This is a genomic window from Acidovorax sp. Root275 (assembly GCF_001428965.1).
GTDB classification, from domain to species: Bacteria; Pseudomonadota; Gammaproteobacteria; order Burkholderiales; family Burkholderiaceae_C; genus Acidovorax; species Acidovorax radicis.
Genome location: NZ_LMJH01000009.1, coordinates 968755 through 992840 on the forward strand (window position 1 = coordinate 968755; position 24086 = coordinate 992840).

General features: G+C 64.5%; 23 protein-coding genes. 15 read left to right on the top strand and 8 right to left on the bottom strand.

Annotated features, from left to right (window positions below):
* The first annotated feature begins 171 nt into the window (after nt 1-171).
* Nucleotides 172-552, top strand: coding sequence for a hypothetical protein (locus ASE52_RS19340; RefSeq protein WP_057228403.1), 381 nt, complete (start codon nt 172-174; stop codon nt 550-552).
* Here the strand turns inward: ASE52_RS19340 and creC are convergent.
* Entirely contained in the window at nt 549-2027 is a 1479-nt protein-coding gene (gene creC, locus ASE52_RS19345; RefSeq protein WP_057228407.1) for a two-component system sensor histidine kinase CreC, read from the bottom strand. The two genes, ASE52_RS19340 and creC, sit on opposite strands and share 4 nt — an antisense overlap.
* 438 nt (nt 2028-2465) lie before the next feature.
* Between creC and ASE52_RS19350 the strand changes: the two genes are divergently transcribed.
* Nucleotides 2466-3728, top strand: a complete 1263-nt coding sequence (locus ASE52_RS19350) for a porin (protein WP_057228409.1) — start codon at nt 2466-2468, stop codon at nt 3726-3728.
* A 383-nt stretch (nt 3729-4111) separates the two neighbouring features.
* On the opposite strand, the gene ASE52_RS19355 is transcribed toward ASE52_RS19350, so the two are convergent.
* The 3 genes from ASE52_RS19355 to ASE52_RS19365 are packed head-to-tail and all read right to left on the bottom strand — an operon-like array spanning nt 4112 to nt 6204.
* Nucleotides 4112-4816, bottom strand: coding sequence for a winged helix-turn-helix domain-containing protein (locus ASE52_RS19355; protein WP_057228411.1), 705 nt, complete (start codon nt 4814-4816; stop codon nt 4112-4114).
* A gap of 6 nt (nt 4817-4822) precedes the next feature.
* Nucleotides 4823-5458 carry a MarC family protein gene (locus ASE52_RS19360; protein ID WP_057228413.1) on the bottom strand — a complete coding sequence of 212 codons (636 nt, stop codon included), beginning with the start codon at nt 5456-5458 and terminating at the stop codon, nt 4823-4825.
* Nucleotides 5458-6204: an SDR family oxidoreductase gene (locus ASE52_RS19365; RefSeq protein WP_057228415.1), complete on the bottom strand. Its 747-nt coding sequence runs from the start codon at nt 6202-6204 to the stop codon at nt 5458-5460. The genes ASE52_RS19360 and ASE52_RS19365 overlap by 1 nt, the downstream gene beginning before the upstream one ends.
* Before the next feature lie 118 nt (nt 6205-6322).
* On the opposite strand from ASE52_RS19365, the gene ASE52_RS19370 reads away from it, so the two are divergent.
* Both ASE52_RS19370 and ASE52_RS19375 read left to right on the top strand, forming a co-directional pair.
* On the top strand, nt 6323-7012 hold the full coding sequence (locus ASE52_RS19370; RefSeq protein WP_057228417.1) for a dienelactone hydrolase family protein: 690 nt from the start codon (nt 6323-6325) through the stop codon (nt 7010-7012).
* A 217-nt stretch (nt 7013-7229) separates the two neighbouring features.
* Nucleotides 7230-8102, top strand: a complete 873-nt coding sequence (locus ASE52_RS19375; RefSeq protein WP_057228419.1) for an amidohydrolase — start codon at nt 7230-7232, stop codon at nt 8100-8102.
* 39 nt (nt 8103-8141) lie between these two features.
* On the opposite strand, the gene ASE52_RS19380 is transcribed toward ASE52_RS19375, so the two are convergent.
* Both ASE52_RS19380 and ASE52_RS19385 read right to left on the bottom strand, forming a co-directional pair.
* Nucleotides 8142-9341 (bottom strand): heavy metal sensor histidine kinase, encoded by a 1200-nt coding sequence (locus tag ASE52_RS19380; protein WP_158004179.1) that lies wholly within the window; start codon nt 9339-9341, stop codon nt 8142-8144.
* On the bottom strand, nt 9313-9996 hold the full coding sequence (locus tag ASE52_RS19385) for a heavy metal response regulator transcription factor (protein ID WP_057228422.1): 684 nt from the start codon (nt 9994-9996) through the stop codon (nt 9313-9315). The genes ASE52_RS19380 and ASE52_RS19385 overlap by 29 nt, the downstream gene beginning before the upstream one ends.
* Nucleotides 9997-10614: 618 nt before the next feature.
* On the opposite strand from ASE52_RS19385, the gene ASE52_RS19390 reads away from it, so the two are divergent.
* Both ASE52_RS19390 and ASE52_RS19395 read left to right on the top strand, forming a co-directional pair.
* Nucleotides 10615-11628 (top strand): porin, encoded by a 1014-nt coding sequence (locus tag ASE52_RS19390; RefSeq protein WP_057228604.1) that lies wholly within the window; start codon nt 10615-10617, stop codon nt 11626-11628.
* Nucleotides 11629-11899: 271 nt separating this feature from the next.
* On the top strand, nt 11900-13450 hold the full coding sequence (locus ASE52_RS19395; protein WP_140426283.1) for a sel1 repeat family protein: 1551 nt from the start codon (nt 11900-11902) through the stop codon (nt 13448-13450).
* Between the two features lie 83 nt (nt 13451-13533).
* On the opposite strand, the gene ASE52_RS19400 is transcribed toward ASE52_RS19395, so the two are convergent.
* The gene (locus tag ASE52_RS19400) at nt 13534-14664 is read right to left on the bottom strand and encodes a magnesium transporter CorA family protein (RefSeq protein WP_057228427.1); all 1131 of its coding nucleotides are present in this window, start codon (nt 14662-14664) and stop codon (nt 13534-13536) included.
* Nucleotides 14665-14725: 61 nt separating this feature from the next.
* The gene (hemB, locus tag ASE52_RS19405; RefSeq protein ID WP_010467124.1) at nt 14726-15733 is read right to left on the bottom strand and encodes a porphobilinogen synthase; all 1008 of its coding nucleotides are present in this window, start codon (nt 15731-15733) and stop codon (nt 14726-14728) included.
* 329 nt (nt 15734-16062) lie between these two features.
* Here hemB and ASE52_RS19410 point away from each other — a divergent pair, with 329 nt between their 5' ends.
* From ASE52_RS19410 to ASE52_RS25320, 9 genes are all read left to right on the top strand, one after another.
* Nucleotides 16063-16491, top strand: coding sequence for a CopD family protein (locus ASE52_RS19410; RefSeq protein WP_010467126.1), 429 nt, complete (start codon nt 16063-16065; stop codon nt 16489-16491).
* Between the two features lie 189 nt (nt 16492-16680).
* A complete protein-coding gene (locus ASE52_RS19415; RefSeq protein WP_057228605.1) occupies nt 16681-17778 on the top strand; it encodes a VanZ family protein in 1098 nt (365 codons plus the stop codon).
* Nucleotides 17779-17822: 44 nt separating this feature from the next.
* Nucleotides 17823-18182, top strand: a complete 360-nt coding sequence (locus ASE52_RS19420) for a hypothetical protein (RefSeq protein WP_057228429.1) — start codon at nt 17823-17825, stop codon at nt 18180-18182.
* 98 nt (nt 18183-18280) lie between these two features.
* Nucleotides 18281-18934 (top strand): alpha/beta hydrolase, encoded by a 654-nt coding sequence (locus ASE52_RS19425; RefSeq protein ID WP_057228431.1) that lies wholly within the window; start codon nt 18281-18283, stop codon nt 18932-18934.
* A 103-nt stretch (nt 18935-19037) separates the two neighbouring features.
* On the top strand, nt 19038-20207 hold the full coding sequence (locus tag ASE52_RS19430) for a D-alanyl-D-alanine carboxypeptidase family protein (RefSeq protein WP_057228433.1): 1170 nt from the start codon (nt 19038-19040) through the stop codon (nt 20205-20207).
* Between the two features lie 293 nt (nt 20208-20500).
* The gene (gene rpsL, locus ASE52_RS19435; RefSeq protein ID WP_007851137.1) at nt 20501-20878 is read left to right on the top strand and encodes a 30S ribosomal protein S12; all 378 of its coding nucleotides are present in this window, start codon (nt 20501-20503) and stop codon (nt 20876-20878) included.
* Between the two features lie 164 nt (nt 20879-21042).
* Nucleotides 21043-21516, top strand: coding sequence for a 30S ribosomal protein S7 (gene rpsG / locus ASE52_RS19440; RefSeq protein ID WP_005798541.1), 474 nt, complete (start codon nt 21043-21045; stop codon nt 21514-21516).
* A gap of 150 nt (nt 21517-21666) precedes the next feature.
* A complete protein-coding gene (fusA, locus tag ASE52_RS19445; protein ID WP_057228435.1) occupies nt 21667-23769 on the top strand; it encodes an elongation factor G in 2103 nt (700 codons plus the stop codon).
* A 221-nt stretch (nt 23770-23990) separates the two neighbouring features.
* Nucleotides 23991-24086: GTP-binding protein (locus ASE52_RS25320; protein WP_033470817.1), on the top strand; the 96-nt coding region annotated here is incomplete at its 3' end.

Sequence of the window (24086 nt, forward strand, 5' to 3'; positions counted from 1 at the left end):
ATCCTCCACAAATGATGTTGTGGGGGCAGTGTTGTGGCCCGGTGTGAGGGCGCTATGAAGTTTGTGAGGCCAGTGTGAAGTCGGGGCTGCCCGTATCGCCATGACCTGCCAGGTCATCGACGGCCGCGCCCCTTGCGCCTACAAACGGCGCATTGCAACGAGGGGTTCGGCATGCGTCATGTGGTTCCGGTGGTCCTGGTCTTGGTGGCAGTGGTCCATGCCCTGCCGCTGGTGGGCGTGCTGGGGGCGGGCAAGCTGGCGCAGCTGTACGGCACCCCGGTGCAGGATGCAGGCATGGAGTTGCTGCTGCGGCACCGGGCCGTCCTTTTCGGGCTGCTGGCCGCCTTCATGGGGTATGCCGCCACGCGAGCCGAACTCCATCGGCTGGCCCTGGTGGCGGGGCTGGTGAGCGTGGTGTCTTTTCTGCTGCTGTCGTGGCTGCAGCGCGGCAGCGGCCTCAGCGCTCCACTGGTGATGGTCGTGCGGGTGGATGGGGTGGCGCTGGCCTTGCTGGTGGTGGCCCTGGCTGTGCACCTGCGCCGCTCGCATTAGCTGGCGGGAAACTCCAGTGCCACCCACAGTCCGGGCACTGTGTTGCGCACCACCATCTGTCCCCCGTGCAGCGCCATCACCCGCCGCACAATCGCCAGCCCCAGTCCCGATCCACTGCGCTCCCCGCCCGGCCGCGCGGTGGTGAAAAAGCGCTCGCCCAGGCGCGGCAGCGCGTAGTCGGGCACGCCGGGGCCGCTGTCCTGCACGGCCACCGTGGCGCCGTCTAGCTCCACCCGCACCGTGCTGCCCGCAGGTGCAAAGTCGATGGCGTTGTCCAGCAGGTTGGTCAGCGCCAGCGTCACCAGCTCGGCCTCCCACGGGCCGCTGGTGCCGTGCCCTTCCAGTGCCAGGCTGATGCCGCGCTGCCCGGCGCGGGCGCGGGTCTGGGCAATGGCGGCCTCGGCGCAGTCGTGCAGCGCCACGGGCGCGCGGCCTTCGGCATGGTGGCGCTGCTCCAGCTTGGACAGCTCCAGCAGCCGGTCGATGATGCGCTGCAGGCGCTCGCTTTGCTGCACCACCTGGGTCGCGAATTCGGCGCGGTCGGCGGCGGGCAGGTCGTCCTGCAGCAGCTCGCCCGCGCCGCGGATGGCTGCCACGGGGCTTTTGAGTTCGTGCGTGAGGGCGCGCACATAGCCTTCGATGTAGTCGCGCCCTTCCAGCCGGGCGCGCATGCGGTCCATGGCGCGGGCCAGGTCGCCCAGTTCGCCCGGCACCTCGGGCACGGCCAGCGCCGTGGTGGGCGGGGTGCCGGGATCATGGCGCTCGCCATCGGCCGGGCCCTGCACGCTCAAGGCGTAGTCGCGCAGGCGGCGCACGTTCCACACCATCCACAGCGTCACCGCCACGCCCACGGCTGCCGAGAGGGCCAGCAGCAGCAGCCCGCCCATGAACACCTTTTGCTCGGCGCGGTCGATGAAGCGCTGCACGGTGCGCGTGGGTTTGGCCACGGTCAACACACCGGCGATCTTGCGGCCCTCGGGCGCCTGCACATAGATGGGGGCGGCCACATGCATCACGCCGCTGGTGTCGTCGTCCTCCACATCGCGCGTGGAGCGCGCGCCGTACTCGCCCCGCAGCGTGCGGGCCACGTCGCGCCACTGCGAGTAGTCGGCGCCGATGGCGCGGTTCTCCGAGTCGAACAGCACACGTCCCGTGGTGTCGGTCACATAGATGCGGTAGTCCAGTGACTGCTTGGAGAAACCCCAGATCGCTGCATCGATGGGCCGCGTGGCGTAGCGGCGCACATGCTGCGCAAACGGGCTGGTGCTGCTGTTGTCGGCCCCCGCCGCCAACCGCCCGGCCGCCAGGTCGTCGCTGGCCAGCTCGGCCAGGATGTTGGCCGTGTCCACCATCATGTCCTCCATCACCTCGCGCACGCTGGGCTTGATCTCGGCCATGAACACGCGCAGTACAAAAAACGCGGCGATGCCGTTGATCAGGAAGAAGGCGAACAGCAGGCGGATGCCCAGGCGCATGGGGCAGTTCTCTTAAAAAATCTTGACCGGCAAAGCGTCTCAGAAGCTCTGAGTATCGGTATGGAGCAAGACGATGTGGGGGACGGGCAGTGCGTAGCACGCCTGGTGGACATGCTGGTCAGATCGTACAGGCGGTTGAATCGCAAGGTGAATTTGGCCAGGAAGCGCGATGCGGGCTTCCTGTGCGTGATGCTGCGACCCAGTCCTTGCCATCTGGCACGGGATGCACCGTGGAGACGCAAAGCCTGTTGCACGGCCCACAAAAGTTGCAAACGCGCAACGTTTTCGCTCGAAAACAGATCGTTGCGACCGGGCTGCTCCAGTGATCCCGTTCTACCCGCTGTTACCGCTTGAGACATGTCACCTAGGCTGAACCCGGAGCTGCCCACGGTGTGGCGTGGGCTTCTGCCAATTTCATGCAGCAACAGGAGACAAGTTATGAACAAAATGCGTGCCCTATCAGCGGCCGTGCTTGGGTGCTTTTCGTCGTTTGGCATGGCGCAAAGCGCAGCGGACGGGAGCAGTGTGACGATGTACGGCATCGTCGACGTTGGCATCCACCATGTCACCGGAGCACCCGGCGGCTCTAAGGCCAGCCTTACCAGTGGGAACATGCAAGGTTCGCGCCTCGGATTCAAGGGAAATGAAGACCTGGGCGGTGGATACCGCGCCGTCTTCACGCTCGAATCGCGGCTCGAAGTTGACACCGGTGCACTGAGCAACCGCCCCATTTCCCAAGGTCGGCTGCCGGACCGACTCAGCAACGCTGGATCGTTGGGCCTGCCCGCTGCGCTTCAGCCTGCTGTGTCCGCAGTGGCCGCCCAGATCGGTAATTCCGTGGGCGTCAACTTGGGCAACAACTTCTTTGATCGGCAAGTATTCACCGGCCTGATCACCCCGTTCGGTGCCTTCACATTCGGGCGACAGTACACACCGGGCTACTTGGCCAACGCCAACTTTGACGCGATGAAGACCGAGTCCAGCCTGTCACTGGGACAGTTGGTGGCGATTCCGGCTTCGTTCGATATCCGCGTGAGCAACTCACTCCAGTACGGTCTGCAATTGAACGGATTCACCGCCACCGCGATGTACGCAGCCGGGGAAGTCGCTGGCCGTTCGAGCGCTGGGCGGCTGTGGGGTGCCATGGCCATGTACAACGGCAACGGCTATTCGTTCGGCGGCGGTTACAACACACGCAACAACGAACTGGGTGAAAAGTCGCTGACGACCGCTGTCCTCGGCGCGACGCTGGATGTCGGGCCGGGCACCCTGTCGGGCCAATTCAGCGTCATCAAGGACGACCATCCCACCAACCTGTCCGGCATTTCCGCAGTCCTGTCTGCCAACCCCGCCACGGTACCTGTGGCCGGGCTGGTGCAAAACGCGTTCATCCAGGGCTTCCGGCAAGACGCACGCCTGTTCCAGGTTGGCTACCGCATCACCAGCGGCGTGCATGCCGTGACCGTGGCCTACAACAACATGAACGACAAACGCCCGTTTAATGCGGATCGCGCTTCGTATGGCGTGGCGTACACGTATGCACTGTCCAAGCGCACCGACCTGAACGCCGTACTCACACACCTGAACAACAAGAACACGTCGCAAGACATGTTGGGGGGCAACGGATTCCTGGGCGGCGTTGCGGCATCGCCTGGGAAAGACGTGAATAGCCTGGCACTGTCGATTCGCCACCGTTTCTGAGGCCTGCAGGGCTGGGGCGCTCAGGGCGCAGCGTTGCTCTGCCTCTGCATCCCCAACCCACCGGGTGACCCGCCCGTCCAGCCTGCTGCCCAAGCATGCACAGTTTTCAGTGGCAGGCAGGATATGGCCTGCACACCCTGGGTCGTGAGTAGCGGCGGAGTTGTGGATGCCTGTTGAGGGGATGCCTTGGACGCTCTCTCGCTTGAGGGCACGGTCTGGGTGCGCACTGCATCTTTGGGTGCCGAGGGGGTTGCCCACGTTCCATGCGGTGAGGTTGTCACTTGGATCGTCACGCTCCATTCCAGCGCGGTGCGCGGGGCTTCATTTCCTTCATCCGTAAGTACGTACATTTGCATGGACTCAACCGACGGGCCCATTGGGAATCAAAGATCGATGCAATACCCCATGCCCCGGTGCGTGCTGATGTATTCGCGCGCAGGGTCCAGCTCGCGCAGCTTGGCGCGCAGGGTCTTGATGTGCGTGTCCACCGTGCGGTCGGTGCTTTCGCTGTCGTCGCCCCAGGCGGCGGCCAGCAGGGCGTCGCGCGAGTGGATGCGGCCTGCGCCGCGCAGCAGGTGGGACAGCAGGCGGTACTCGCGCCGGGTCAGTGGCAGGGCCTGGCCGCGCAGGCTGATGCGCTGGCCCGTCTCGTCGTCGTGGAACAGTGCGGCGGCCGTGGCGGCGGGCGCTGCCGGGTGGCCGTTGCCGTTTCCGTGACCCGCGCGGCGCAGCAGCGCCTTCACGCGCGCGGCCAGTTCGCGCGGGCTGAAGGGTTTGGTCAGGTAGTCATCGGCGCCCAGTTCCAGGCCCAGCACGCGGTCGATTTCTTCGCCGTGGGCGCTGAGCATGAGCACGGGCAGGGCGGCGGTGGGCGGCGCATTGCGCACGTCGCGCAGCAGGTCCAGTCCACTGCCGTCGGGCAGACCCACGTCCAGCACCAGCAGGTCAAAACGTGCGCGCTGCAGCTGCTGGCGCGCATCGTTCACCAGCAGGCTGTGCGTCACCAGCAGCCCGTCGCGTTCCAGCGCATAGGCCACGGTGCGGGCAATAGCGGGGTCGTCTTCGAGGAGCAGCAGCCGGGCAGACATGGACGGTCAGCGCGCGATCAGTACGGGGAAAATCTTGCCCAGCCCGTCGGCCATCACCTCCACCGCCAGCGCGGCCAGGATCAGGCCCATCAGCCGGGTCATCACGTTGATGCCGGTCTTGCCCAGTACGCGCGCAATCGGGTCGGCCAGCGAAAAACACACCGCGGTGGCCAGCGCGATGACCACGCCGTAGCCCACCAGCGTGGCGGTCTGCCACACGCCTTGCGCGCGGTCGGCATAGATCACCACGGTGGACATGCTGGCCGGGCCGGTGAGCAGCGGGATGGTGAGTGGCACCACGGCAATGCTGCTGCCCGCTGCTGCCTTCTCGGCTCCTTCTTCGTATTCATTGGTGCTGGGCTTGGCCTCAGCGGGCTGGGCGTTGAGCATGTTCATCGCGCTGATGAGCAGCAGCATGCCGCCGCCCACCTGAAAGCTCTGCAACGAGATGTTGAAAAAGTCGAGGATCTGCAGGCCCAGCAGCGCACAGGCCGCAATCACGCAGAACACGCTGAAGCTGGCCACCCGGATGGTGCGGCGCCGCTGCGCGTACGAAAAGCCCTGGGTGTAGTGGATGAAGAACGGCACGATGGCCAGCGGGTTCACGATGGCCAGCAGAGTGATAAGAGGTTTCAGGTCCATCAGCGTCCTCCAGAGACTTCGAGCAATGACATGGTGGTGTAAGGCGAAGCATCCGACATCAGCCACACGATGGCCTCGGCCACTTCTTCGGCCGTGCCGCCGCGCAACATGGGCACCTGGTGGGCCAGGTCGCGCACGCGGTCGGGCAGGCCGCCGCTGGCGTGGATGTCGGTCTCGATCAGGCCCGGGCGCACGGCGTTCACGCGGATGCCTTCGGCCGCCACCTCGCGCGCCAGGCCGATGGTGAAGGTGTCGATGGCGCCCTTGGCCGCCGCGTAGTCCACATACTGGTGGGCCGCGCCCAGCCGCGCGGCGGCGCTGGAGACGTTGACGATGCTGCCGCCCGCGCCGCCGTGGCGGGTGCTCATGCGGCGCACGGCCTCGCGGGCGCAGATGAAGCTGCCGATCACGTTGATATCGAACATGCGGCGTAGGCGCTCCACGCTCATTTCGTCCACGCGGGCGGGCACATCGACCACCCCGGCGTTGTTGACCAGCGCAGTGATGCGGCCCAGTTGCGCATCCACGGTGGCAAACATGGCCAGCACCTGGGCTTCATCGGCCACATCGGCCTGCACGGCCAGCGCGGTGCCGCCTGCGGTGCGGATCTGCTGCACCACCGCATCGGCGGCGGCCTGGTTGCCCTGGTAGTTCACCGCCACCGCCCAGCCCTGGCGTGCCGCCAGCAGGGCGGTGGCGGCGCCAATGCCTCGGCTGGCTCCGGTGATTAAGACGATCTTGTCCATGAAATCGGGGTCTCCTGCAAGAATGGCGCATTGGAACAGGTTCTCGGCACATCGGGCAGGGCCCGATGTGCCGGGAGCGCAACGCGTGAGCCCCTTTTTTCTTCAAGGAGATGGCAGCATGGGACAGTTTGTGGATCTGACTTCCAGCGATGGGTTGGTGTTTCCGGCCTGGGTGGCCCAGCCCGATGCCGCATCGCGTGGCGCCGTGGTGGTGCTGCAGGAGATTTTTGGCGTGAACTCGCACATTCGCGCCGTGGCCGACCGCTTTGCGGCGCGTGGCTATCTGGCGGTGGCGCCTTCGACCTTCCACCGTGTGAAACCCGGCGTGGAACTGGGCTACACCGGCGACGACATGCAGGCCGGCATGGGCCTGAAGGCGGCGGTGGAGGCGCTGCCCGCCCCTGGCGTGATGCCCGACATCCAGGCCGCTATCGACTACGCCGCTGCGCAAAGCGGCCGCAAGGTGGGCATCGTGGGCTTTTGCTGGGGTGGACTGCTCACCTGGCGTGCGGCTTGTACGCTCACCGGCCTGTCGGCCGCCGTGCCCTACTACGGCGGCGGCATGACCAGCCCCGACGAAGCCGCGCGCCAGCCCCGCGTGCCCGTGCTGGCCCACTTTGGCGAGCGCGACCACTGGATCCCGGTGGACAGCGTGCAGGCCTTTGCCCGCGCCCAGCCGGGTGCCGAGGTGCACATCTACGCAGCCGACCATGGCTTCAACTGCGACCAACGCGGCAGCTACGACGAGCCTGCGGCCATGACGGCGCGTGATCGCACACTGGCGTTCTTCGACAAACACCTCGCATGAATTGGAATCCCCCCTGAGGCGCTGCGCGCCTTCCCCCAAGGGGGACGACGCCGTCGCTGCGGGGCGGCCCTTGTTTGGCGTCTCTGGCGGGGGCGCGCCCATTGCAGGCGCCAGGGCGCAGCGATGAACTGCTCAATGTTTGGAGGCCGCCATGGCGAGTTCGACGTATATCCAGGTTTTGAGGCAAATTTGGCCGCTACCGCTTGCCTGTAAATCGATGGCGGCTATTGTTTTAATAGCATTTGGATTTCAGGCCTACGCGGCCGACTACACCGGCCCCCTGTTCGATGCGCACCTGCACTACAACGAGGAAGCGTGGGACGGCAAAACCGGCCCCCACCCGCCCCCTGATGTGCTCGCGCGCATGAAGGCCAGCGGCGTGCGCGCCATCGTGGCCAATTCGCGGCCCAACGCGGGTTCGCTCACCCTGGCGGGCCTGCCGCAGACGCGTGAGGCGGGTGTCACCGTCGTGCCCTTTGTGCGGCTGTACCGCAACCGGGCGGACTACACCGGCTGGTTTGCCGACGAGAGCATCTACACCATGGTGCAGACCGAGCTGGCGCGCGGCACGGCGGCGGGGCCGTATCGGGGCATTGGCGAGTTCCACCTGTACGACAGCGCCAATGCCAACGGCCCCGTGGCCCAGAAGCTCATGGCCCTGGCCGAAGAGCGTGACCTGGTGGTGCTGGCCCATGTGGATGATGTCGCCATCGACCTGCTGATGGCCCACACCCCGTCGAAGGGCCAGAAGGCGCGCCTGATCTGGGCCCACACCGGCATCGGCGGCGCGCCGGTGGAGCGGGTGGATGCGCTGATGGCGCGCTACCCCGGCCTGGTGGGCGAACTCTCGTACCGCCCCGGCTTGGTGTGCGACGACAACCAGTTGTGCCCCGCTTGGCGTGCGCTGCTGCTCAAGTACCCCACGCGCTTCGTGATCGGCTCGGACACCTGGGTCAACCAGCGCTGGCAGCACTACGAAAACCTGATGCAGGGCTACCGCCAGTGGCTGGGCGGCCTGCCTACCGATGTGGCGCGCAAGGTGGCGTGGGACAACGGGGTGGGGTTGTTTGGCGTCACGGCGCTGCGCTGATCTTGCGACCCACGGTCCCAGCCCCCATCGCACCCCGTGCTACCGGCTGATACGCCCGCGCGATGGCCCAGCCCCCGGTGCACGCGGCGGCGGTGGCGGGAACCACAGGGTGAACACCGTCGGATGGCCTGGGGCGCTGCGCACGTAGACCAAGCCTCCATGTAATTCCATTGTGCTTTTTACGATGGCCAGCCCCAGGCCAACGCCGGGTGCTTCTTCGTTGCTCTGACTTTCGACCCGGTATGCGCGTTCAAAAATCCTGGCTTGGTGCTGGAGGGCGATGGGTTCGCCCTCGTTGGAGACCGAAATATGGCAGCCACCATTCGATGCCACCGATCCTGAGAGCGCAACCGTGCTGCCTGGGCGGGCATGGCGAATGGCATTGGTCAGCAGGTTGCCGGTGGCGCGGGTGAGCAGGGTGTCATCAGCCCAGACATGGGCGCTCTGGTCCACCTGGAGCGCCAGCTCCAAACCCCGCTCCTGGGCGAGCAGTTCGAAGAAGGCTGCGGTGGCCCCCAGCCGTTGCTCCAGCGGGATGAAGGTGGCATGAACGGCGCTTTGCTGGCTCTCGGCGCGCGCGAGGAACAGGATGTTCTCGATCATCCGCCCCATGCGCTCATACGCTGGCACGGCCGACTCGATCACCGCACGGTATTCCTCCGCACTGCGGGGGCGGTCCAGCGTCACCTGGGCAACCATCAGGAGGCGGTGGATGGGAGTGCGCAGATCGTGCGCAATGTCGGACGACACACCCGACAGGCGGGTGAAGGAATCCTGCAGCCGGTCGAGCATGTGGTTGAACGCGCGGGCCACGGGTTCCAGCTCGGCAATGTTGTTCTCGGGGGCCAGCCGTTCGTGCAAGGCGTGGGCGCTGATGCGGTTGGCCGTGTTGGCCAGGCGGTGGGCCGAGGACAGGATGAGCCTGGCCGTGCACCAAGCGAAGAGGCTCGCGGCCAGCGCGCCGACGCCCAGCGTGATGGCAAAAACACGCCATGAGCGCAGGGCAAAGGCATGGCCCCGCGCGTGCAAATCCTCTGCAGGGATATGGACCATGCCTCCGTTGCTGGCGAGCAGAGGCTGGAGGTCGTTGAAATCCTGGCCCAGCAGGTAGATCACCATCCAGAAGCTGGCCGTGATCAACAGCAGGGTGATCGAAGAAATCGCCAGCGCGATCTTCAGGGGCAGAGAGCGCCGCAGGAAAGTCCTCGCCCTAGGCGTTGTTTCGGAGTTCGAGGACATAGCCGACGCCCCTGACGGTGTGAATGAGCTTCTCGGCGAAGGGCTCGTCGATCTTGGCGCGCAGTCGGCGCACCGCCACATCGACCACATTGGTGTCGCTGTCAAAGTGCATGTCCCACACGTTTTGCGCGATCAGGGTGCGCGATACGACCTGCCCGGCATGGCGGGCCAGGTAGTCCAGTAGCACGAACTCCTGGGTGGTGAGGTCAATGCGCAGCGTGCCTCGCTTGACGCGCCGGCGCGCGGTATCGACCTCCAGCTCGCCCACGCGCAGCACGCCCTCTGGTGCGGACATGGGGGCGCGGCGGCGCGCGACCACCTGGATGCGTGCCAGCAGTTCGGAAAACGCAAAGGGCTTGACCATGTAGTCGTCGGCACCCAGCAGCAGCCCCTTGACGCGGTCTTCGACCTCGTCGCGGCCCGATATGAAAAACACCGGTGTCTGTTGTTGTGTGCGAATGCCCTGCAGCACATCCCAGCCGCTGGCGCCCGGCAGCCCCACATCGAGCAGGATAAGGTCGTAGTGCCCAGAGGTGGCCAGGTGCAGGCCTTCCACCCCGTCGAATGCCGTGTCTACGACATGGCCATGCTCGGTCAAGCCCTTGTACAGGTAAGCAGCGGTTGATCGTTCGTCTTCAATAGAAAGCAAGCGCATGTGACGAGATCCCGGCGGTTTCTCAAGGGACAAAAAGGTGGAGTGCAGACTGACGGAGGGAAGCTGCGGATTGACTTTGGTGGATTGTTGAAGGTGCGTGTGGATTTGAGAAGCTTGCTGGATCGAAATGCACTGTTGCGAATTCACGAACAGTCGTGAGAGCTTGTGTGCGGTCTCGCGGGAGGATTGGTTTGGAGCGCGACCATGATCCTCGCGGATGCTTCTGGTGCGCCGTTTGCGCTAGCCCTTGTGCAATCAGCGGTTGTGTCCCATCACCCGATTTCGCGGCAACCTTTCGGGCCGTGGTGTTTGCAGTCGGTCTCTGCTGTTGCAGCGGTTTTGCACGTCCAAGCTATCTACTGCACACCGTGTCTGGCGTACCCATCCCGCCAAACCGCTGCACGCCTCCCGGGGGATCGCAAACAGCCTTTCAATTCGGAGGGAGTGTGGCACCTGTGAAACGGCGTTGTCCCAAACCGAGGGGGGGGTGCATGCATGTCCCCCGTGGTTGCGCTCTGCGGTCTGTGGGCACGAGGGTGCAATGCCTACGCTTGCACCATGTCCTGCCAACAAGGCGTGGGACATGACTCCGATTGAACCCACTTAACAAGGATGACCATGAAAAAATTCGCCACATTGGCTGTGCTTGCAGCCATCAGCGCAACCTCTTATGCACAATCGTCTGTCACGCTGTTTGGCGTGGCCGACGTGGCGGTTCAGGTGGGCCGCGGCAGTGAGACGAACCGGACCAGCGTGGGCAGCGGCGGTCTGGCTTCCAACCGCCTCGGTTTTCGAGGTATTGAAGATCTTGGTGGTGGCATGAAGGCTGGCTTCTGGCTGGAAGCCGGTTACAACCTGGACGACGGTACAGGCGTCGGCAACACCTTCAACTTCAACCGTCGCTCGACCATCAGCCTGATGGATGACCTCTGGGGCGAAGTTCGCCTGGGCCGTGATTTCACTGCGACCTACAACAACATCTACGACGCATTCGGCGACAACGGCGTCGGCGCTCTTCTGAAGACGACTTCGCTGGGCAGCAACTACGGCTATGCCATGCAGACGCGTACCAGCAATTCCGTGTCGTACTTCACGCCCAGGAATCTGGGTGGGTTCTTTGGCCAGGTGCAGTACTACCGTGGCGAGGCCGCCAATGGCTCCAATGACGGCAATGGTTATGGGTTGCGCGCTGGCTATGAAAACGGCCCCCTCAATGTGGGCGTGAGCTACGGCTCGGTGTCCAGCCTTGGTGCGTATGGCGACGTGACGAATGCCAACATCGGAGGTTCTTACGATTTCGGTGTGGCCAAGCTGCTGGTTGAAGCTGGGCAGGATGAGTCCAAGGCCCGCGACGAGAAAGCTCGCCACTACATGATCGGCGCAACGGCTCCCGTGGGCAGCGTTGGCCTGGTCCGCGCTTCGTGGTCCCGCGTCAGCGTTCAGGACACCAATGTGCAGGCGAACAAGTTTGCCGTGGGGTACGTGCACAACCTGTCCAAGCGCACTGCCCTGTACACCACCTTCGCGTACCTGAAGAACAAGAACGGTTCTGCGCTTGCACTGAACGGTGCCAAGACCAGTGCAGGTGACAACTCCAAGGGCCTGGACTTCGGCCTGCGCCACACGTTCTAAGACCCCAGGCGGTCTTCCTCTTGCCCATTGCGATGGGCAATTGTCTCCAAGGTAAACGATTGGCCCGCATCCCCCAGGGGATGCGGGCTTTTTTGCATGGGTCGCGGGCAGGCCAGGCGGTTCATTACAGAGATGTCATGTGCGCGCAATCCCGCTGTCAGGCGTGCGTTTCTATTCTTCAAACCTGTCCAAAGCAAGGGGTGTTTGCCAGTTTGCGTGCCAAAAGCCGCTTTGGTGTGCCGCCCCCGCAACACGTTGAAGAGAGCCAAGCATGCGCCGACAAGACATTCAATTGCTGACCCTGGCCCGCCAGGGCGATCCCGCCGCCCGCAGCAAAGCGGGCCGACGTTATTTGGTGGGGGGCGATGGCTTCCCGCGCCATGTGGCCACGGGGATCGAGTACCTCTCACACCCCAGCGTCCGTGAGCTGCCAGAAACCGCGTGTGCCATTGCAGAGAGTTTGCCGCTGCAGGACTTGCTGGACCTGAAACAGGAAGATGCATTGCACAAGGCTGCCGCTGCGGGAAGCCCCTTGGCGCAGTTCAAGCTGGGCGTGTGGATGGCGTTGACGCGCAGCTCCGTCACGGCGGGGCAGTCGTGGCTGGAGACCGCCGCCGCAGCCGGGCACGTCGAGGCCTGCCAGGTCATGGCGGCCGTGGAGGGTGCACGCTCGGACCGCGCCCTGGAGGCGATGGTGGAATCGATCCAATCCAGCGCCGCAGTGGACGTGGTGCAGGTCGCGGTGATCGCTGCGCGCCAGGCGCGTGAAGAAGGGGGACTGGACCAACTGGTCGATTGCCTGCGGGTGGCGCTGATGGTGGCGCCGCGCTTGACACACGCCCTGTCGGACCTGGTCGTGGCGGCGGTCTTGTGGGCCGAGCGCGAGAAACACTCCTTGCGCGGGCTGGCTCCTGACCAGATTGAGGCCAGTCTGGAGCTGGCTGTCGTACGCGGGGATCGGGACGCTGCGTGCCTGCTGGGCCGTGCGCGTTGCGGAATTGACAGCGGCACGCTGGCGCCAGCGCGGCTGGCCACGTCGCTGAACCTGCGCAAAGGCGTGGCCTTGTTGTTGCGCGCTGCGGACGCGGGCCGGGACGATGCATGGCTTGCCCTGTACGCGACGCATGCAGACCACCGCTCGTCGGTATCCAACCCGCAGATGGCCCGCTTCTTCCTGGAGAAAGCGGCAATGGCTGGGCAGTCCGAGGCGCAGCGCAAGCTGGGGGCTTTGATACTGCGCGCGTCGAACTCGGTGGTGGAGTCGGAGCAGGCCATTGCGTGGCTGCATGCCGCTGCCAACCAGGGCGATACGCACGCGCAGCGCCTGTTGGGCTCACTGGTGCTGCCGCTGCAGGGGAGTGAATCCGTAGCGCGCGAGGCGATTGAGCAAGTGCGTCAAGCCGATCCCTGGCTGGCCGTGCGGCTGACGCTGGCGCGCGACTTTGGTTTGACCAAGCTGGAGGCCTTGAGTGTCGACCCCGTCGAGGGCCGTCGGCCATGGGGGTTGCTGGTGGGGCAAAACCCGTTTATCGCGCAGGCCCGTTTGTCCGCACCGCGTGCCGTGCCGGCATTGACACCCCTAGCGCTGCAGAACCTGGCGCGCGCGGCAGCATTGTTCGAACAATCGCGCGGTGACGGCAATGCCTTTGAGGGGGATCTGCGCCGCCGCTCGGTGCGCCAGCGGCGGGTATTTGAACGCCTCCATTTGTCCGAAGACCTCTTTTTTGCTACCGCTTCCTCGCGCAGGCTGGAGGCCTTCCGTCTGGGGCCGAAATGGGCTTTTCGCGCACGGCAACCACTGGCCCTGGCATTGGCAGGTTGACGGCTGCGTGGCCGCTGGTGCGGTGAACGTCGGGCGGGAAGGGCTTGTGCTGCTGTGTCAGCTGCGGGCTTTTGCTGGCACGGTCACCTCGTCCTCGCCAGATACCGCTTGCGCCAGAACAGCATCACCAGCGACAGGGCGATGAACACCATCGACCCCAGCGCCCACCAGAACCCATCGGCCTTGTGGATGAGCGGCAAGAACTCGAAGTTCATGCCGAAGATGCCCGCTATCAGATTGAGCGGCAGGAACACCGCCGTCAGCGCCGTCAGCGTGCGCATGATGTCGTTGGTGCGGTTGCTCTGCACGCTGAAGTGCATCTGCACGGCGGTTTCGGTGCTTTGCTCCAGCCGGCGCACGTGGTGCACCACACGTTCGATGTGCTCCAGCACATCGCGGCTGCGCACCTTGAGCAGGTCCAGCTCGCGCAGGCCGAGCGGGGTCTCGGGCAGGGCCCAGGTTTCCAGCGCGTCGATCCAGTCCTGCACGGCGGTGCGCTGGTCTTCGCAGATCTCGTCCAGCATGTGCAGCGACAGGCGGGCTTCGAGCAGCGATGTCCAGTTCACGTAGCGTGCGCGGGGCTTGAGCAGTTCGTTTTGCCAGTGGTCGAGCTGGCGCGTGAGTTCGCGGCGCAGGTCCAGGTAGCCATCCACCATCAGGTTGACCACGCGCAGCATCAGGTCGGCCGGGCTGGTGGGCACGCGGGCGCCGGGCACGGGGCTGCTGCGGCCCTCGCTGGGGCTGGTGGGCAGGGAGGCCAGCAGGCGTGTGGCATAGGCGTCGCGCACCGCGCAGTCTGCGGGGTGCACGGTCAGCAGCAGCTGGTCGAACACGGCAAAACCCACCGGGCTGGTGTCGATGCGGCGCAGCACGGGCGGGCCGCTGCGTTTGAGCGATGGGGGCGCACCGGCGCCCGCCGCGCTGGGTGCGTCCGGGGCGTCGCCATTCAAGGTGGCCAGGCGGCGGAACACCAGCAGGTCGTATTGCGAGGTGTAGTCGTAGTGCGAGGGCAGTTGTGCGTTGAGCAGGTCGGACACGTGCAGGTCCACCAGCTGCAGCCCCACCAGGGTCTGCAGGCTCGCCTGGATCTCGGCCAGCCGCGCCTGGAAGGCCGGGCGCGCGCAGGCGATCCAGACAAAACCCTGGGCGGGCATCTGCGTGGGCAGCTCGGTGAGCTCCTGCACGCCGCCGCTGTGGATGTGAAAAATACGCATGCGACCCCGGTTGAGCAATAAAAAATGCCTCTAGCGCTTTTCCATCCGGCGCTAATTGCTATTATTTCCGGAGCAAACGCGCAGCATCGCGCGCGAAGTAGGTCAGCACACCATCGGCGCCTGCGCGCTTGAAGGCCAGCAGGCTTTCCATCATCACGGCGTCGTGATCGAGCCAGCCATTCGCGGCAGCGGCCTTGATCATGGCGTACTCGCCGCTGACCTGGTAGGCGAACGTGGGCACGTGGAACTCGTCCTTCACGCGGCGCACGATGTCCAGGTAGGGCATGCCGGGCTTGACCATCACCATGTCGGCACCTTCGGCGATGTCGATGGCCACCTCGCGCAGGGCCTCGTCGCTGTTGCCGGGGTCCATCTGGTAGACGTTCTTGTCGGCCTTGCCTAGGGCGCCGCGCGTGCCCACGGCGTCGCGGAAGGGGCCGTAGAAGGCGCTCGCGTACTTGGCGCTGTAGGCCATGATGCGGGTGTGGATATGGCCTTGCACCTCCAGCGCCTCGCGGATCGCGCCAATGCGGCCATCCATCATGTCGCTGGGCGCGACGATGTCCACGCCCGCCTCGGCATGCGTGAGTGCCTGGCCGGTGAGGATCTCCACCGTCTCGTCATTGATGATGTAGCCGGTGGCGTCCAGCACGCCGTCCTGGCCGTGGCTGGTGTACGGGTCCAGCGCCACATCGGTCATTACGCCCAGGGCGGGGAATTCCTTCTTGAGCGCCCGCACCACGCGCGGGATCAGGCCGTCGGGGTTCAGCGCCTCCTTGCCGTCGGGCGTCTTGAGCGACGGGTCAATCGCCGGGAACAGCGCCAGCACCGGAATGCCCAGTTTCACGCAGTCCTCGGCCACCGCCAGCAGCAGATCCAGGCTCAGGCGGTCCACGCCGGGCATGGAGGTCACGGCCTCGCTGCGGCCTTGGCCCTCGTGCACGAACACGGGGTAGATCAGGTCGTGTGGCGTGACGGCGTTTTCGCGCACCAGGTTGCGCGTAAACGCATCGCGGCGCAGGCGGCGCGGGCGGTTCTGGGGGAAGGGGGCGGGGCTTTGGAGATGCATCGCGAGATTATCCCCCTGAGCCGCTGCGCGGCTTCCCCCAAAGGGGGACGCACCCCTGGGCTGGCGAAGCTGGATCCACGGGTGCACTGGCATGGGGCGCGCCGGTTTCAAACATCATTGCGACGCCCTCTCACATTGAAAATGCCGCTTGTAACACCCCTTGCCCGGTGCTAAATTGGCGCCGGGCGGCTTGCTGCCCCCCGCTTTCCCTCCCTGAGCGGGGCCTCGGGTTGCAGCGATGCAAAACAGGCTTTCCCGGCCCGGCGGATTTGCCGGGCTTTTTTTTGGCGCGGCCCTGGGCGGCCGGCACGGGCCCTTAAACTGCCTCCATGCTCTGGGTCAAAGCCTTTCACATCGTCTTCGTGGCCAGCTGGTTTGCTGGCCTTTTCTACCTGCCGCGCATCTTCGTCAACCTGGCGATGGTCGCGCCGGGCTCGGCCGCCGAGCGTGACCGCCTGCTGCTCATGGCCAGGAAGCTTCTGCGCTTTACCACGCTGCTGGCCGTGCCCGCGCTGGCGCTGGGCGCGTGGCTGTGGATGGGCTACGGCATCGGCCGGGGCCCTGGCAATGGCTGGATGCACGCCAAGCTGGCGGTGGTGCTGCTGGTGATCGGCTACCACCACGCCTGCGGCGTGCTGCTGCGCAAGCTGGCCAACGGCACCAGCCGCAGGAGCCATGCGTGGTTCCGCTGGTTCAACGAGGTGCCCGTGGTGCTGCTGCTGGTTGCGGTGGTGCTGGTGGTGGTCAAGCCGTTCTGACATGGAACACCCCCCTGAGGTGCTGTGCGCCTTCCCCCCGCTCTCGCAGCGCTGCGCACTGCGGGCAAGGGGACGACGCCCTCGCAGCGGGGCGGCCCTTGTTTGGCGTCCTGCGCTTGTGCTGCGCCCGTTGCATGCGCTGCGGGCCACAGTGCGCACTGAACAGCCCATAGCCTGAAAGCGGTGTCGGTGCCCAAGACCTCCGCCTGGCCCCTGGCGCTGATCTACACGGCGCTTATCGTCTTTGCCAGTCTGTTTCCGTTTGACGGCTGGCGCGCCCAGGGCATTGACCCCCTGGTGTTCCTGCTGGCACCGTTGCCCCCGCCGTATTGGACGGGCTTTGACATCGCCACCAATGTCGTGGGTTATGCGCCGCTGGGTTTTTTGCTGGTGCTGGCCATGTTGCGCTCGGGCTGGGGGCGTGGCGCCGTGCTGCTGGCCACGCTGGTGGGCATGCTGCTGTCGCTGGCCATGGAGTTCCTGCAGATCTACCTGCCCCGGCGCGTGCCCTCCAATCTGGACTTGCTGCTCAACGCGGCGGGCACCCTGGCGGGGGCGCTGAGCGCCGCGCTGCTGGAGCGCCTGGGCGCCATCGACCGCTGGAGCGATTTCAGAGGGCGCTGGTTTGTGCAGGACGCCAGCGGCGCCATCGTGCTGCTGGCCCTGTGGCCCCTGGCGCTGCTGTTCCCGGCGGCCGTGCCGTTCGGGCTGGGGCAGGTGCTGGAACGGCTGGAGGCCGCGCTCATCGAGGTGCTGGAAGACACCCCCTTTCTGGAATGGCTGCCGCTGCGCGAGGCTGTGTTCGACCCCCTTTCGCCCAGCGGAGAGCTGCTGTGCGTGACGCTGGGCCTGCTGGCCCCGTGCCTGCTGGGCTACTGCGTGATCCGCTCCGTGGGCCGGCGCGCGCTGTTTGCCCTGGGTGTCGTCGCCGTGGGGGTTACGCTGACCGCGCTGTCGGCGGCCCTGAGCTGGGGCCCCGTGCATGCCTGGGAGTGGATGGGCCTGCCCACGCGGGTGGGCGTGTGGGGCGCGCTGGCGCTGGCGGTGCTGCTGCTGGCCCTGCCCCGGCGCGCCTGCGCCGCCGTGCTGCTGGTGGCCCTGGTCTGGCACCTGGCGCTGCTCAACCAGGCGCCCACCAGCGCCTATTTTGCGCAGACGCTGCAGATCTGGGAGCAGGGCCGGTTCATCCGCTTCTACGGCCTGGGCCAGTGGCTGGGGTGGTTGTGGCCCTATGCCACGCTGCTTTATGTGCTGCTGCGTGTGTCGAGGAGAGAGGGCGCTCCCTGAGCCGCCTTCCCCTCTCTCGCGGCGTGGGTTCGTAAAATGCAGGGATGAGCGACACCACCACCGCACCGGCCGCAGCGCCCGGCTACTACCAGCGCCACATCTTCTTCTGCCTGAACGAACGCACCAACGGTGAGGACAGCTGCGCCCACCACAACGCCCAGGCGGGTTTTGACCGCTGCAAGGCCCAGGTCAAGGCGGCAGGCCTGGCGGGGGCCGGCAAGGTGCGCGTGAACAAGGCCGGCTGCCTGGACCGCTGCGCGGGCGGCCCTGTCGCGGTGGTCTACCCCGAGGGCACCTGGTACACCTATGTGGACGCGGCTGACATTGACGAGATCGTCGAATCGCACCTGAAAAACGGCCAGGTGGTGGAGCGCCTGGTCACGCCGGCGGAACTTGGCCGCTGAATGCGCCTCCATCCGTCTCGTCGATCCGTTTTTGAATTATTTTGGCTGCTAGCGCTTATCCATCAAGCGCAAGCAGCTATTAATTTGGTAGTAAATCCGTGAATGCCCAGACCGAACGCCTGACCCTGTCCGGCCTCGCAGGCGCCATCGAGGCCGTGCGTGACGCTGCCACGCTGGCCGACGGTGTTGCGGCGCCCCGTGGCGTGGCCATCATTGCGCACCCCCATCCGCTGTTTGGCGGCACCATGGACAACAAGGTGGTGCAGACGCTGGCGCGCGCCTTTGTGCAGTGTGGCTGGACGGCCGTGCGCTTCAATTTTCGCGGCGTGGGCGCCACCGAAGGCGTGTACGACGAAGGCCAGGGCGAGCTGCAGGACCTGCTGGCCGTGGTGGAGCAGGTGGCGCCTGCTGCCGCTGGCCAGCGGATTGCGCTGGCGGGATTCTCGTTTGGCGCATTTGTCACCAGCCATGCGCTGGCCGCCCTCTGGCCGCAGGGTCGCGTGGACCAGGCGGTGCTCGTGGGCACGGCAGCCAGCCGTTTTGCCGTTGCCCCAGTGCCGCTCGATGCCCATCTGCGCACCCTGGTCGTGCACGGCGAGCACGACGACACTGTGCCGCTGGCCGCTGTGATGGACTGGGCGCGGCCCCAGATACTGCCTGTCACAGTCATTCCCGCAGGGGGGCATTTCTTTCACGGACAATTGCCGCTTCTGAAAAATCTGGTGGTGCGCCACCTGCAATCGGGGGGCTGAACGCCCTGGCCCATGCCGGTTCGCCGGGCGCTCGCGCCGTGCGCATGGCCCGTCCCCTCCCTCTCTTCCTCTTTTTTTAAGCCTCTCCAGCCCCTTATTGCCCATGAAACGAATTTTGTCCGCGCTGCGATCCCTGGCCGTCTTTGCTGCCGTGGCGCCAGCCGCCTTCGGAGCCCTTGCCCAGGCGCCCCAGCCCCCTGAAATTGCTGCGCGCACGTATCTGCTGGTGGACGTCACGGCCAATCAGGTGCTGGCCGCCAAGGACATCGACGCCCCCGTGGAGCAGGCCTCGCTGACCAAGCTCATGACGGGCTACCTGGTGTTCGACGCCCTGCGCGCCAAGAAAATCGCGCTGGACCAGAAGCTGCCCGTGAGTGTGCGCGCCTGGAAGATGCCCGGCTCGCGCATGTTCATCGACCCCAAGATGCAGGTCCCCGTGGAAGACCTCATCAAGGGCATGATCGTCCAGTCGGGCAACGACGCGACCATGGCCCTGGCCGAGGGCGTAGGCGGCACGGCCGAGAACTTCGTCAAGCTCATGAACGACCAGGCCCAGGCCCTGGGCATGAAAGGCACGAGCTACAAGAACCCCGAAGGCCTGACCGAACCCGGCCACACCACCACGGCGCGCGACCTCTCGGTGCTGGCCGTGCGCCTGATGAAGGACTTCCCGGAGTACATGCACTACTACTCCACCAAGCAGTACAGCTACCCGGGCACCCCCGCGTCGAACGGCAGCAACCGCAACTCGCTGCTGTTCCGCGACCCGACGGTGGATGGCCTCAAGACCGGCCACACTGCGGCCGCCGGCTACTGCCTGGTGGCCACGTCCAAGCGTGAGTTCCCGGGCGTGGGTCAGCGCCGCCTGTTGTCCATCGTGCTCGGCGCCGCCAGCGAAAACGCGCGCGCGAACGAAAGCCAGAAGCTGCTGAACTGGGGCTATACCGCGTTTGAAGCCGTCAAGCTGTTCGACGCCGGCAAACCCGTGGCCACGCCCGCCGTCTGGAAGGGCACGGAAAACACCCTCAAGATCGGGCGCGAGGATGCCATCGTGGTGGCCGTGCCTGCGGGCAGCGCCGGCAAGATCACCACCCAGATCGCGCGCCCTGATCCGCTGGTCGCTCCATTCACCAAGGGCCAGTCCGTGGGCACCCTGAAGGTGGTCCTGGGCGAGCAGGCTCTGGCCGAAGTGCCCCTGGTGGCGCTGGAAGGTGTGGAGCAGGCGGGCATCCTGGGGCGTGCCTGGGACGCGATCCGGCTTTGGATTAAATAGGGGGCAACCCCCTGAGGCGCTTTCGCGCCTTCACCCCTCCTCTCGAATGGCTGCACCATTCGGGAAGGGGGACGCAGCCAGTGCGGCGGGGCGGCCCTTGCACGGCTGCCCTCACATTTGCCGTGCGCTTTCGACGGCCGTCGGCAATGGCAGGTTCAGGCCATCCGTGTGGCGTGGTTTTTTGAGAAAGCCGCTGCGGCTTGCCTCTTTACCCCCTTGCTGCTACATTAGAAGGCTTTTCGGAAATTCCGAAGGGTTTCACGTTTTCGTTTTTTACGTTTAGGGACGTATTCATGCCAACCATCAATCAACTAGTCCGTCAGGGGCGCGAGGTCGAAAAGATCAAGTCCAAGAGCCCTGCGATGGAAAACTCTCCCCAGCGCCGCGGTGTGTGCACCCGTGTGTACACCACGACGCCTAAGAAGCCTAACTCCGCTCTGCGGAAGGTCGCCAAGGTTCGCCTGACCAACGGTTTCGAAGTCATTTCCTACATCGGCGGCGAAGGCCACAACCTGCAAGAACACAGCGTCGTGCTGGTTCGCGGCGGTCGTGTCAAGGACCTGCCCGGTGTGCGTTACCACATCGTGCGCGGTTCGCTCGATTTGCAAGGCGTGAAAGACCGCAAGCAATCGCGCTCCAAGTACGGTGCCAAGAAGCCCAAGGCCAAATAAGCCCTGGCGGTTGTGTCTCCATCGGTGTTTGATTCGCCAGGCAGGCGCAGTCAAACGAAGTGACCCCAAGCGCGGTGTGTTCCGTGTGGGTCGAGTAAGTGGGGTTCTGAATGAATCTCGCGGTGTCTGAAAAGATGCCAACTGAAGCAATATGAGGTGAAAAAATGCCACGTCGTCGCGAAGTCCCCAAACGTGAAATCCTGCCGGATCCTAAGTTCGGCAATGTAGAGCTGTCCAAATTCATGAACGTGATCATGGAAGGCGGCAAAAAGGCGGTTGCAGAGCGCATCATTTACGGTGCCCTGGAACTGATCGAGAAGAAGCACCCTGACAAGGACCCGCTGGAAGCCTTCACCGTTGCCATCAACAACGTGAAGCCCATGGTCGAAGTGAAGTCCCGCCGTGTGGGCGGTGCCAACTACCAAGTGCCAGTCGAAGTGCGTCCTGTCCGTCGCCTGGCCCTGTCCATGCGCTGGATCAAGGAAGCTGCCCGCAAGCGCGGCGAAAAGTCGATGGCCCAGCGTCTGGCCAACGAGCTGCTTGAAGCGACCGAAGGCCGCGGTGGTGCCATGAAGAAGCGTGACGAAGTTCACCGCATGGCCGAAGCCAACAAGGCATTCAGCCACTTCCGCTTCTAAATCGACGCATCGCTTCGTCGTCAAGCGCAAGGCTGCCGGCATTTTTGCCTGCAGCCTTGTGGCGATTGAGGCGGTCACAAAATTGACGGGCTGCAGCGCCACAATGGCGGCCCCGTCCCCCGAATAACACGACCCATCCAAGGATCCACCATGGCTCGCAAGACTCCCATCGAGCGCTACCGCAATATCGGTATCTCGGCCCACATTGACGCTGGCAAGACCACGACCACCGAACGTATTCTGTTCTACACGGGCGTGAGCCACAAGATTGGCGAAGTGCACGATGGCGCTGCCACCATGGACTGGATGGAGCAAGAGCAAGAGCGCGGCATCACGATCACCTCGGCTGCCACAACCTGCTTCTGGAAGGGTATGGACAACTCCTACCCTGAGCACCGTTTCAACATCATCGACACCCCCGGCCACGTGGACTTCACGATTGAAGTGGAGCGTTCCATGCGCGTGCTCGACGGCGCCTGCATGGTGTACTGCGCCGTGGGCGGCGTGCAGCCCCAGTCGGAAACCGTCTGGCGCCAGGCCAACAAGTACAAGGTGCCACGTCTGGCATTCGTGAACAAGATGGACCGTACGGGTGCCAACTTCTTCAAGGTCTATGACCAGATGAAGCTGCGCCTGAAGGCCAACCCCGTGCCCGTGGTGATCCCGATCGGCGCGGAAGATAAGTTCACCGGCGTGGTCGATCTGCTGAAGATGAAGGCCATCATCTGGGACGAAGCATCCCAGGGCATGAAGTTCAGCTACGAAGAAATTCCTGCTGACCTGCTCGAATCGGCCAAGGAATGGCGCGAAAAGATGGTGGAAGCTGCTGCTGAAGCCTCTGAAGAGCTGATGAACAAGTACCTCGAAGAGGGTGACCTCTCCGAAGACGAGATCAAGTTCGGTCTGCGCACCCGCACCATCGCTACGGAAATCCACCCGATGCTGTGCGGCACTGCGTTCAAGAACAAGGGTGTGCAGCGCATGCTGGACGCCGTCATCGACTACCTGCCAGCACCCACGGACATCGCGGACGTGACGGGTACCGACGAAGACGAAAACCCCGTGACCCGCAAGGCGGATGACGGCGAAAAGTTCTCGGCACTGGCGTTCAAGCTGATGACCGACCCGTTCGTGGGTCAGCTGACCTTCGTGCGCGTGTACTCGGGCGTGCTGACCAAGGGCGACACCGTCTACAACCCGATCAAGGGCAAGAAGGAACGCATTGGCCGTATCGTGCAGATGCACGCGAATGAGCGTCAGGAAGTCGAAGAAATTCGCGCCGGCGACATCGCTGCCTGCGTGGGCCTGAAGGACGTGACGACTGGCGAAACGCTGAGCGACATCGACTCCCAGATCATTCTGGAGCGCATGGTGTTCCCTGAGCCTGTGATCACGCAGGCTGTGGAGCCCAAGACCAAGGCCGACCAGGAAAAGATGGGCATTGCCCTGCAACGCCTGGCCGCTGAAGATCCATCCTTCCGCGTGAAGACCGATGAAGAATCGGGCCAGACGCTGATCGCCGGTATGGGCGAGCTGCATCTGGAAATCATCGTGGACCGCATGAAGCGTGAATTCGGCGTGGAAGCCAACGTGGGCAAGCCCCAGGTTGCCTACCGTGAAACCATCCGCAAGACGGTGGAAGAAGCCGAAGGCAAGTTCGTGCGCCAGTCCGGCGGTAAGGGCCAGTACGGTCACGTCGTGCTCAAGATCGAACCCAACGAAGCTGGCAAGGGCATCGAGTTCGTCGACGCGATCAAGGGTGGTGTGGTTCCTCGTGAATTCATCCCTGCGGTTGAAAAGGGCATCAACGAAGCCGTCACGCAAGGCGTGCTGGCTGGCTACCCCGTGGTGGACGTCAAGGTCACGCTGCACTTCGGTTCGTACCACGATGTGGACTCGAACGAACTCGCCTTCAAGATGGCTGCCATCTTTGGCTTCAAGGAAGGCTGCCGCAAGGCTGGCCCGGTCATTCTGGAACCCATGATGGCCGTGGAAGTGGAAACGCCTGAAGACTACGCCGGCAACGTGATGGGTGACCTGTCCTCGCGCCGCGGCATGGTGCAAGGCATGGAAGACATTCCTGGCGGTGGCAAGGCCATCCGCGCCGAAGTGCCTCTGTCGGAAATGTTCGGCTACTCGACCACGCTGCGTTCCGCAACGCAAGGTCGCGCCACGTACTCGATGGAATTCAAGCACTACAGCGAAGCGCCTCGCAACGTGTCGGAAGCCATCATGGCTGCACGCGCCAAGTGATGCGCTTTGGATGAAGGCCTGCCCTGGCAGGTCTTCATCCTTGATTTTTGATTAAAAATGGCCGTTGGCGCTTGTCTATCAAGCGCAAATAGCTATTAAAACAGTAGCAATATTCTTGCAATCTGCGACCCGGTGCCGTCCTGTTGCCCTGTGCGGGACGAACCAGCAATCGGGTGCAGACGTTAAACCCCAACACAGGCATTGCTCTTTGGAGATTCAAAATGGCAAAAGGTAAATTCGAACGGACCAAGCCCCACGTCAACGTGGGCACGATCGGCCACGTGGACCATGGCAAGACGACGCTGACGGCAGCGATT

Excerpts from the sequence above, each read along its gene's own strand:
- ASE52_RS19340 (WP_057228403.1), top strand. The coding sequence starts at position 172 with ATGCGTCATGTGGTTCCGGTGGTCCTGGTCTTGGTGGCAGTGGTCCAT.
- creC (WP_057228407.1), bottom strand. The coding sequence starts at position 2,027 with ATGCGCCTGGGCATCCGCCTGCTGTTCGCCTTCTTCCTGATCAACGGC.
- ASE52_RS19350 (WP_057228409.1), top strand. The coding sequence starts at position 2,466 with ATGAACAAAATGCGTGCCCTATCAGCGGCCGTGCTTGGGTGCTTTTCG.
- ASE52_RS19355 (WP_057228411.1), bottom strand. The coding sequence starts at position 4,816 with ATGTCTGCCCGGCTGCTGCTCCTCGAAGACGACCCCGCTATTGCCCGC.
- ASE52_RS19360 (WP_057228413.1), bottom strand. The coding sequence starts at position 5,458 with ATGGACCTGAAACCTCTTATCACTCTGCTGGCCATCGTGAACCCGCTG.
- ASE52_RS19365 (WP_057228415.1), bottom strand. The coding sequence starts at position 6,204 with ATGGACAAGATCGTCTTAATCACCGGAGCCAGCCGAGGCATTGGCGCC.
- ASE52_RS19370 (WP_057228417.1), top strand. The coding sequence starts at position 6,323 with ATGGGACAGTTTGTGGATCTGACTTCCAGCGATGGGTTGGTGTTTCCG.
- ASE52_RS19375 (WP_057228419.1), top strand. The coding sequence starts at position 7,230 with ATGGCGGCTATTGTTTTAATAGCATTTGGATTTCAGGCCTACGCGGCC.
- ASE52_RS19380 (WP_158004179.1), bottom strand. The coding sequence starts at position 9,341 with ATGTCCTCGAACTCCGAAACAACGCCTAGGGCGAGGACTTTCCTGCGG.
- ASE52_RS19385 (WP_057228422.1), bottom strand. The coding sequence starts at position 9,996 with ATGCGCTTGCTTTCTATTGAAGACGAACGATCAACCGCTGCTTACCTG.
- ASE52_RS19390 (WP_057228604.1), top strand. The coding sequence starts at position 10,615 with ATGAAAAAATTCGCCACATTGGCTGTGCTTGCAGCCATCAGCGCAACC.
- ASE52_RS19395 (WP_140426283.1), top strand. The coding sequence starts at position 11,900 with ATGCGCCGACAAGACATTCAATTGCTGACCCTGGCCCGCCAGGGCGAT.
- ASE52_RS19400 (WP_057228427.1), bottom strand. The coding sequence starts at position 14,664 with ATGCGTATTTTTCACATCCACAGCGGCGGCGTGCAGGAGCTCACCGAG.
- hemB (WP_010467124.1), bottom strand. The coding sequence starts at position 15,733 with ATGCATCTCCAAAGCCCCGCCCCCTTCCCCCAGAACCGCCCGCGCCGC.
- ASE52_RS19410 (WP_010467126.1), top strand. The coding sequence starts at position 16,063 with ATGCTCTGGGTCAAAGCCTTTCACATCGTCTTCGTGGCCAGCTGGTTT.
- ASE52_RS19420 (WP_057228429.1), top strand. The coding sequence starts at position 17,823 with ATGAGCGACACCACCACCGCACCGGCCGCAGCGCCCGGCTACTACCAG.
- ASE52_RS19430 (WP_057228433.1), top strand. The coding sequence starts at position 19,038 with ATGAAACGAATTTTGTCCGCGCTGCGATCCCTGGCCGTCTTTGCTGCC.
- rpsL (WP_007851137.1), top strand. The coding sequence starts at position 20,501 with ATGCCAACCATCAATCAACTAGTCCGTCAGGGGCGCGAGGTCGAAAAG.
- rpsG (WP_005798541.1), top strand. The coding sequence starts at position 21,043 with ATGCCACGTCGTCGCGAAGTCCCCAAACGTGAAATCCTGCCGGATCCT.
- fusA (WP_057228435.1), top strand. The coding sequence starts at position 21,667 with ATGGCTCGCAAGACTCCCATCGAGCGCTACCGCAATATCGGTATCTCG.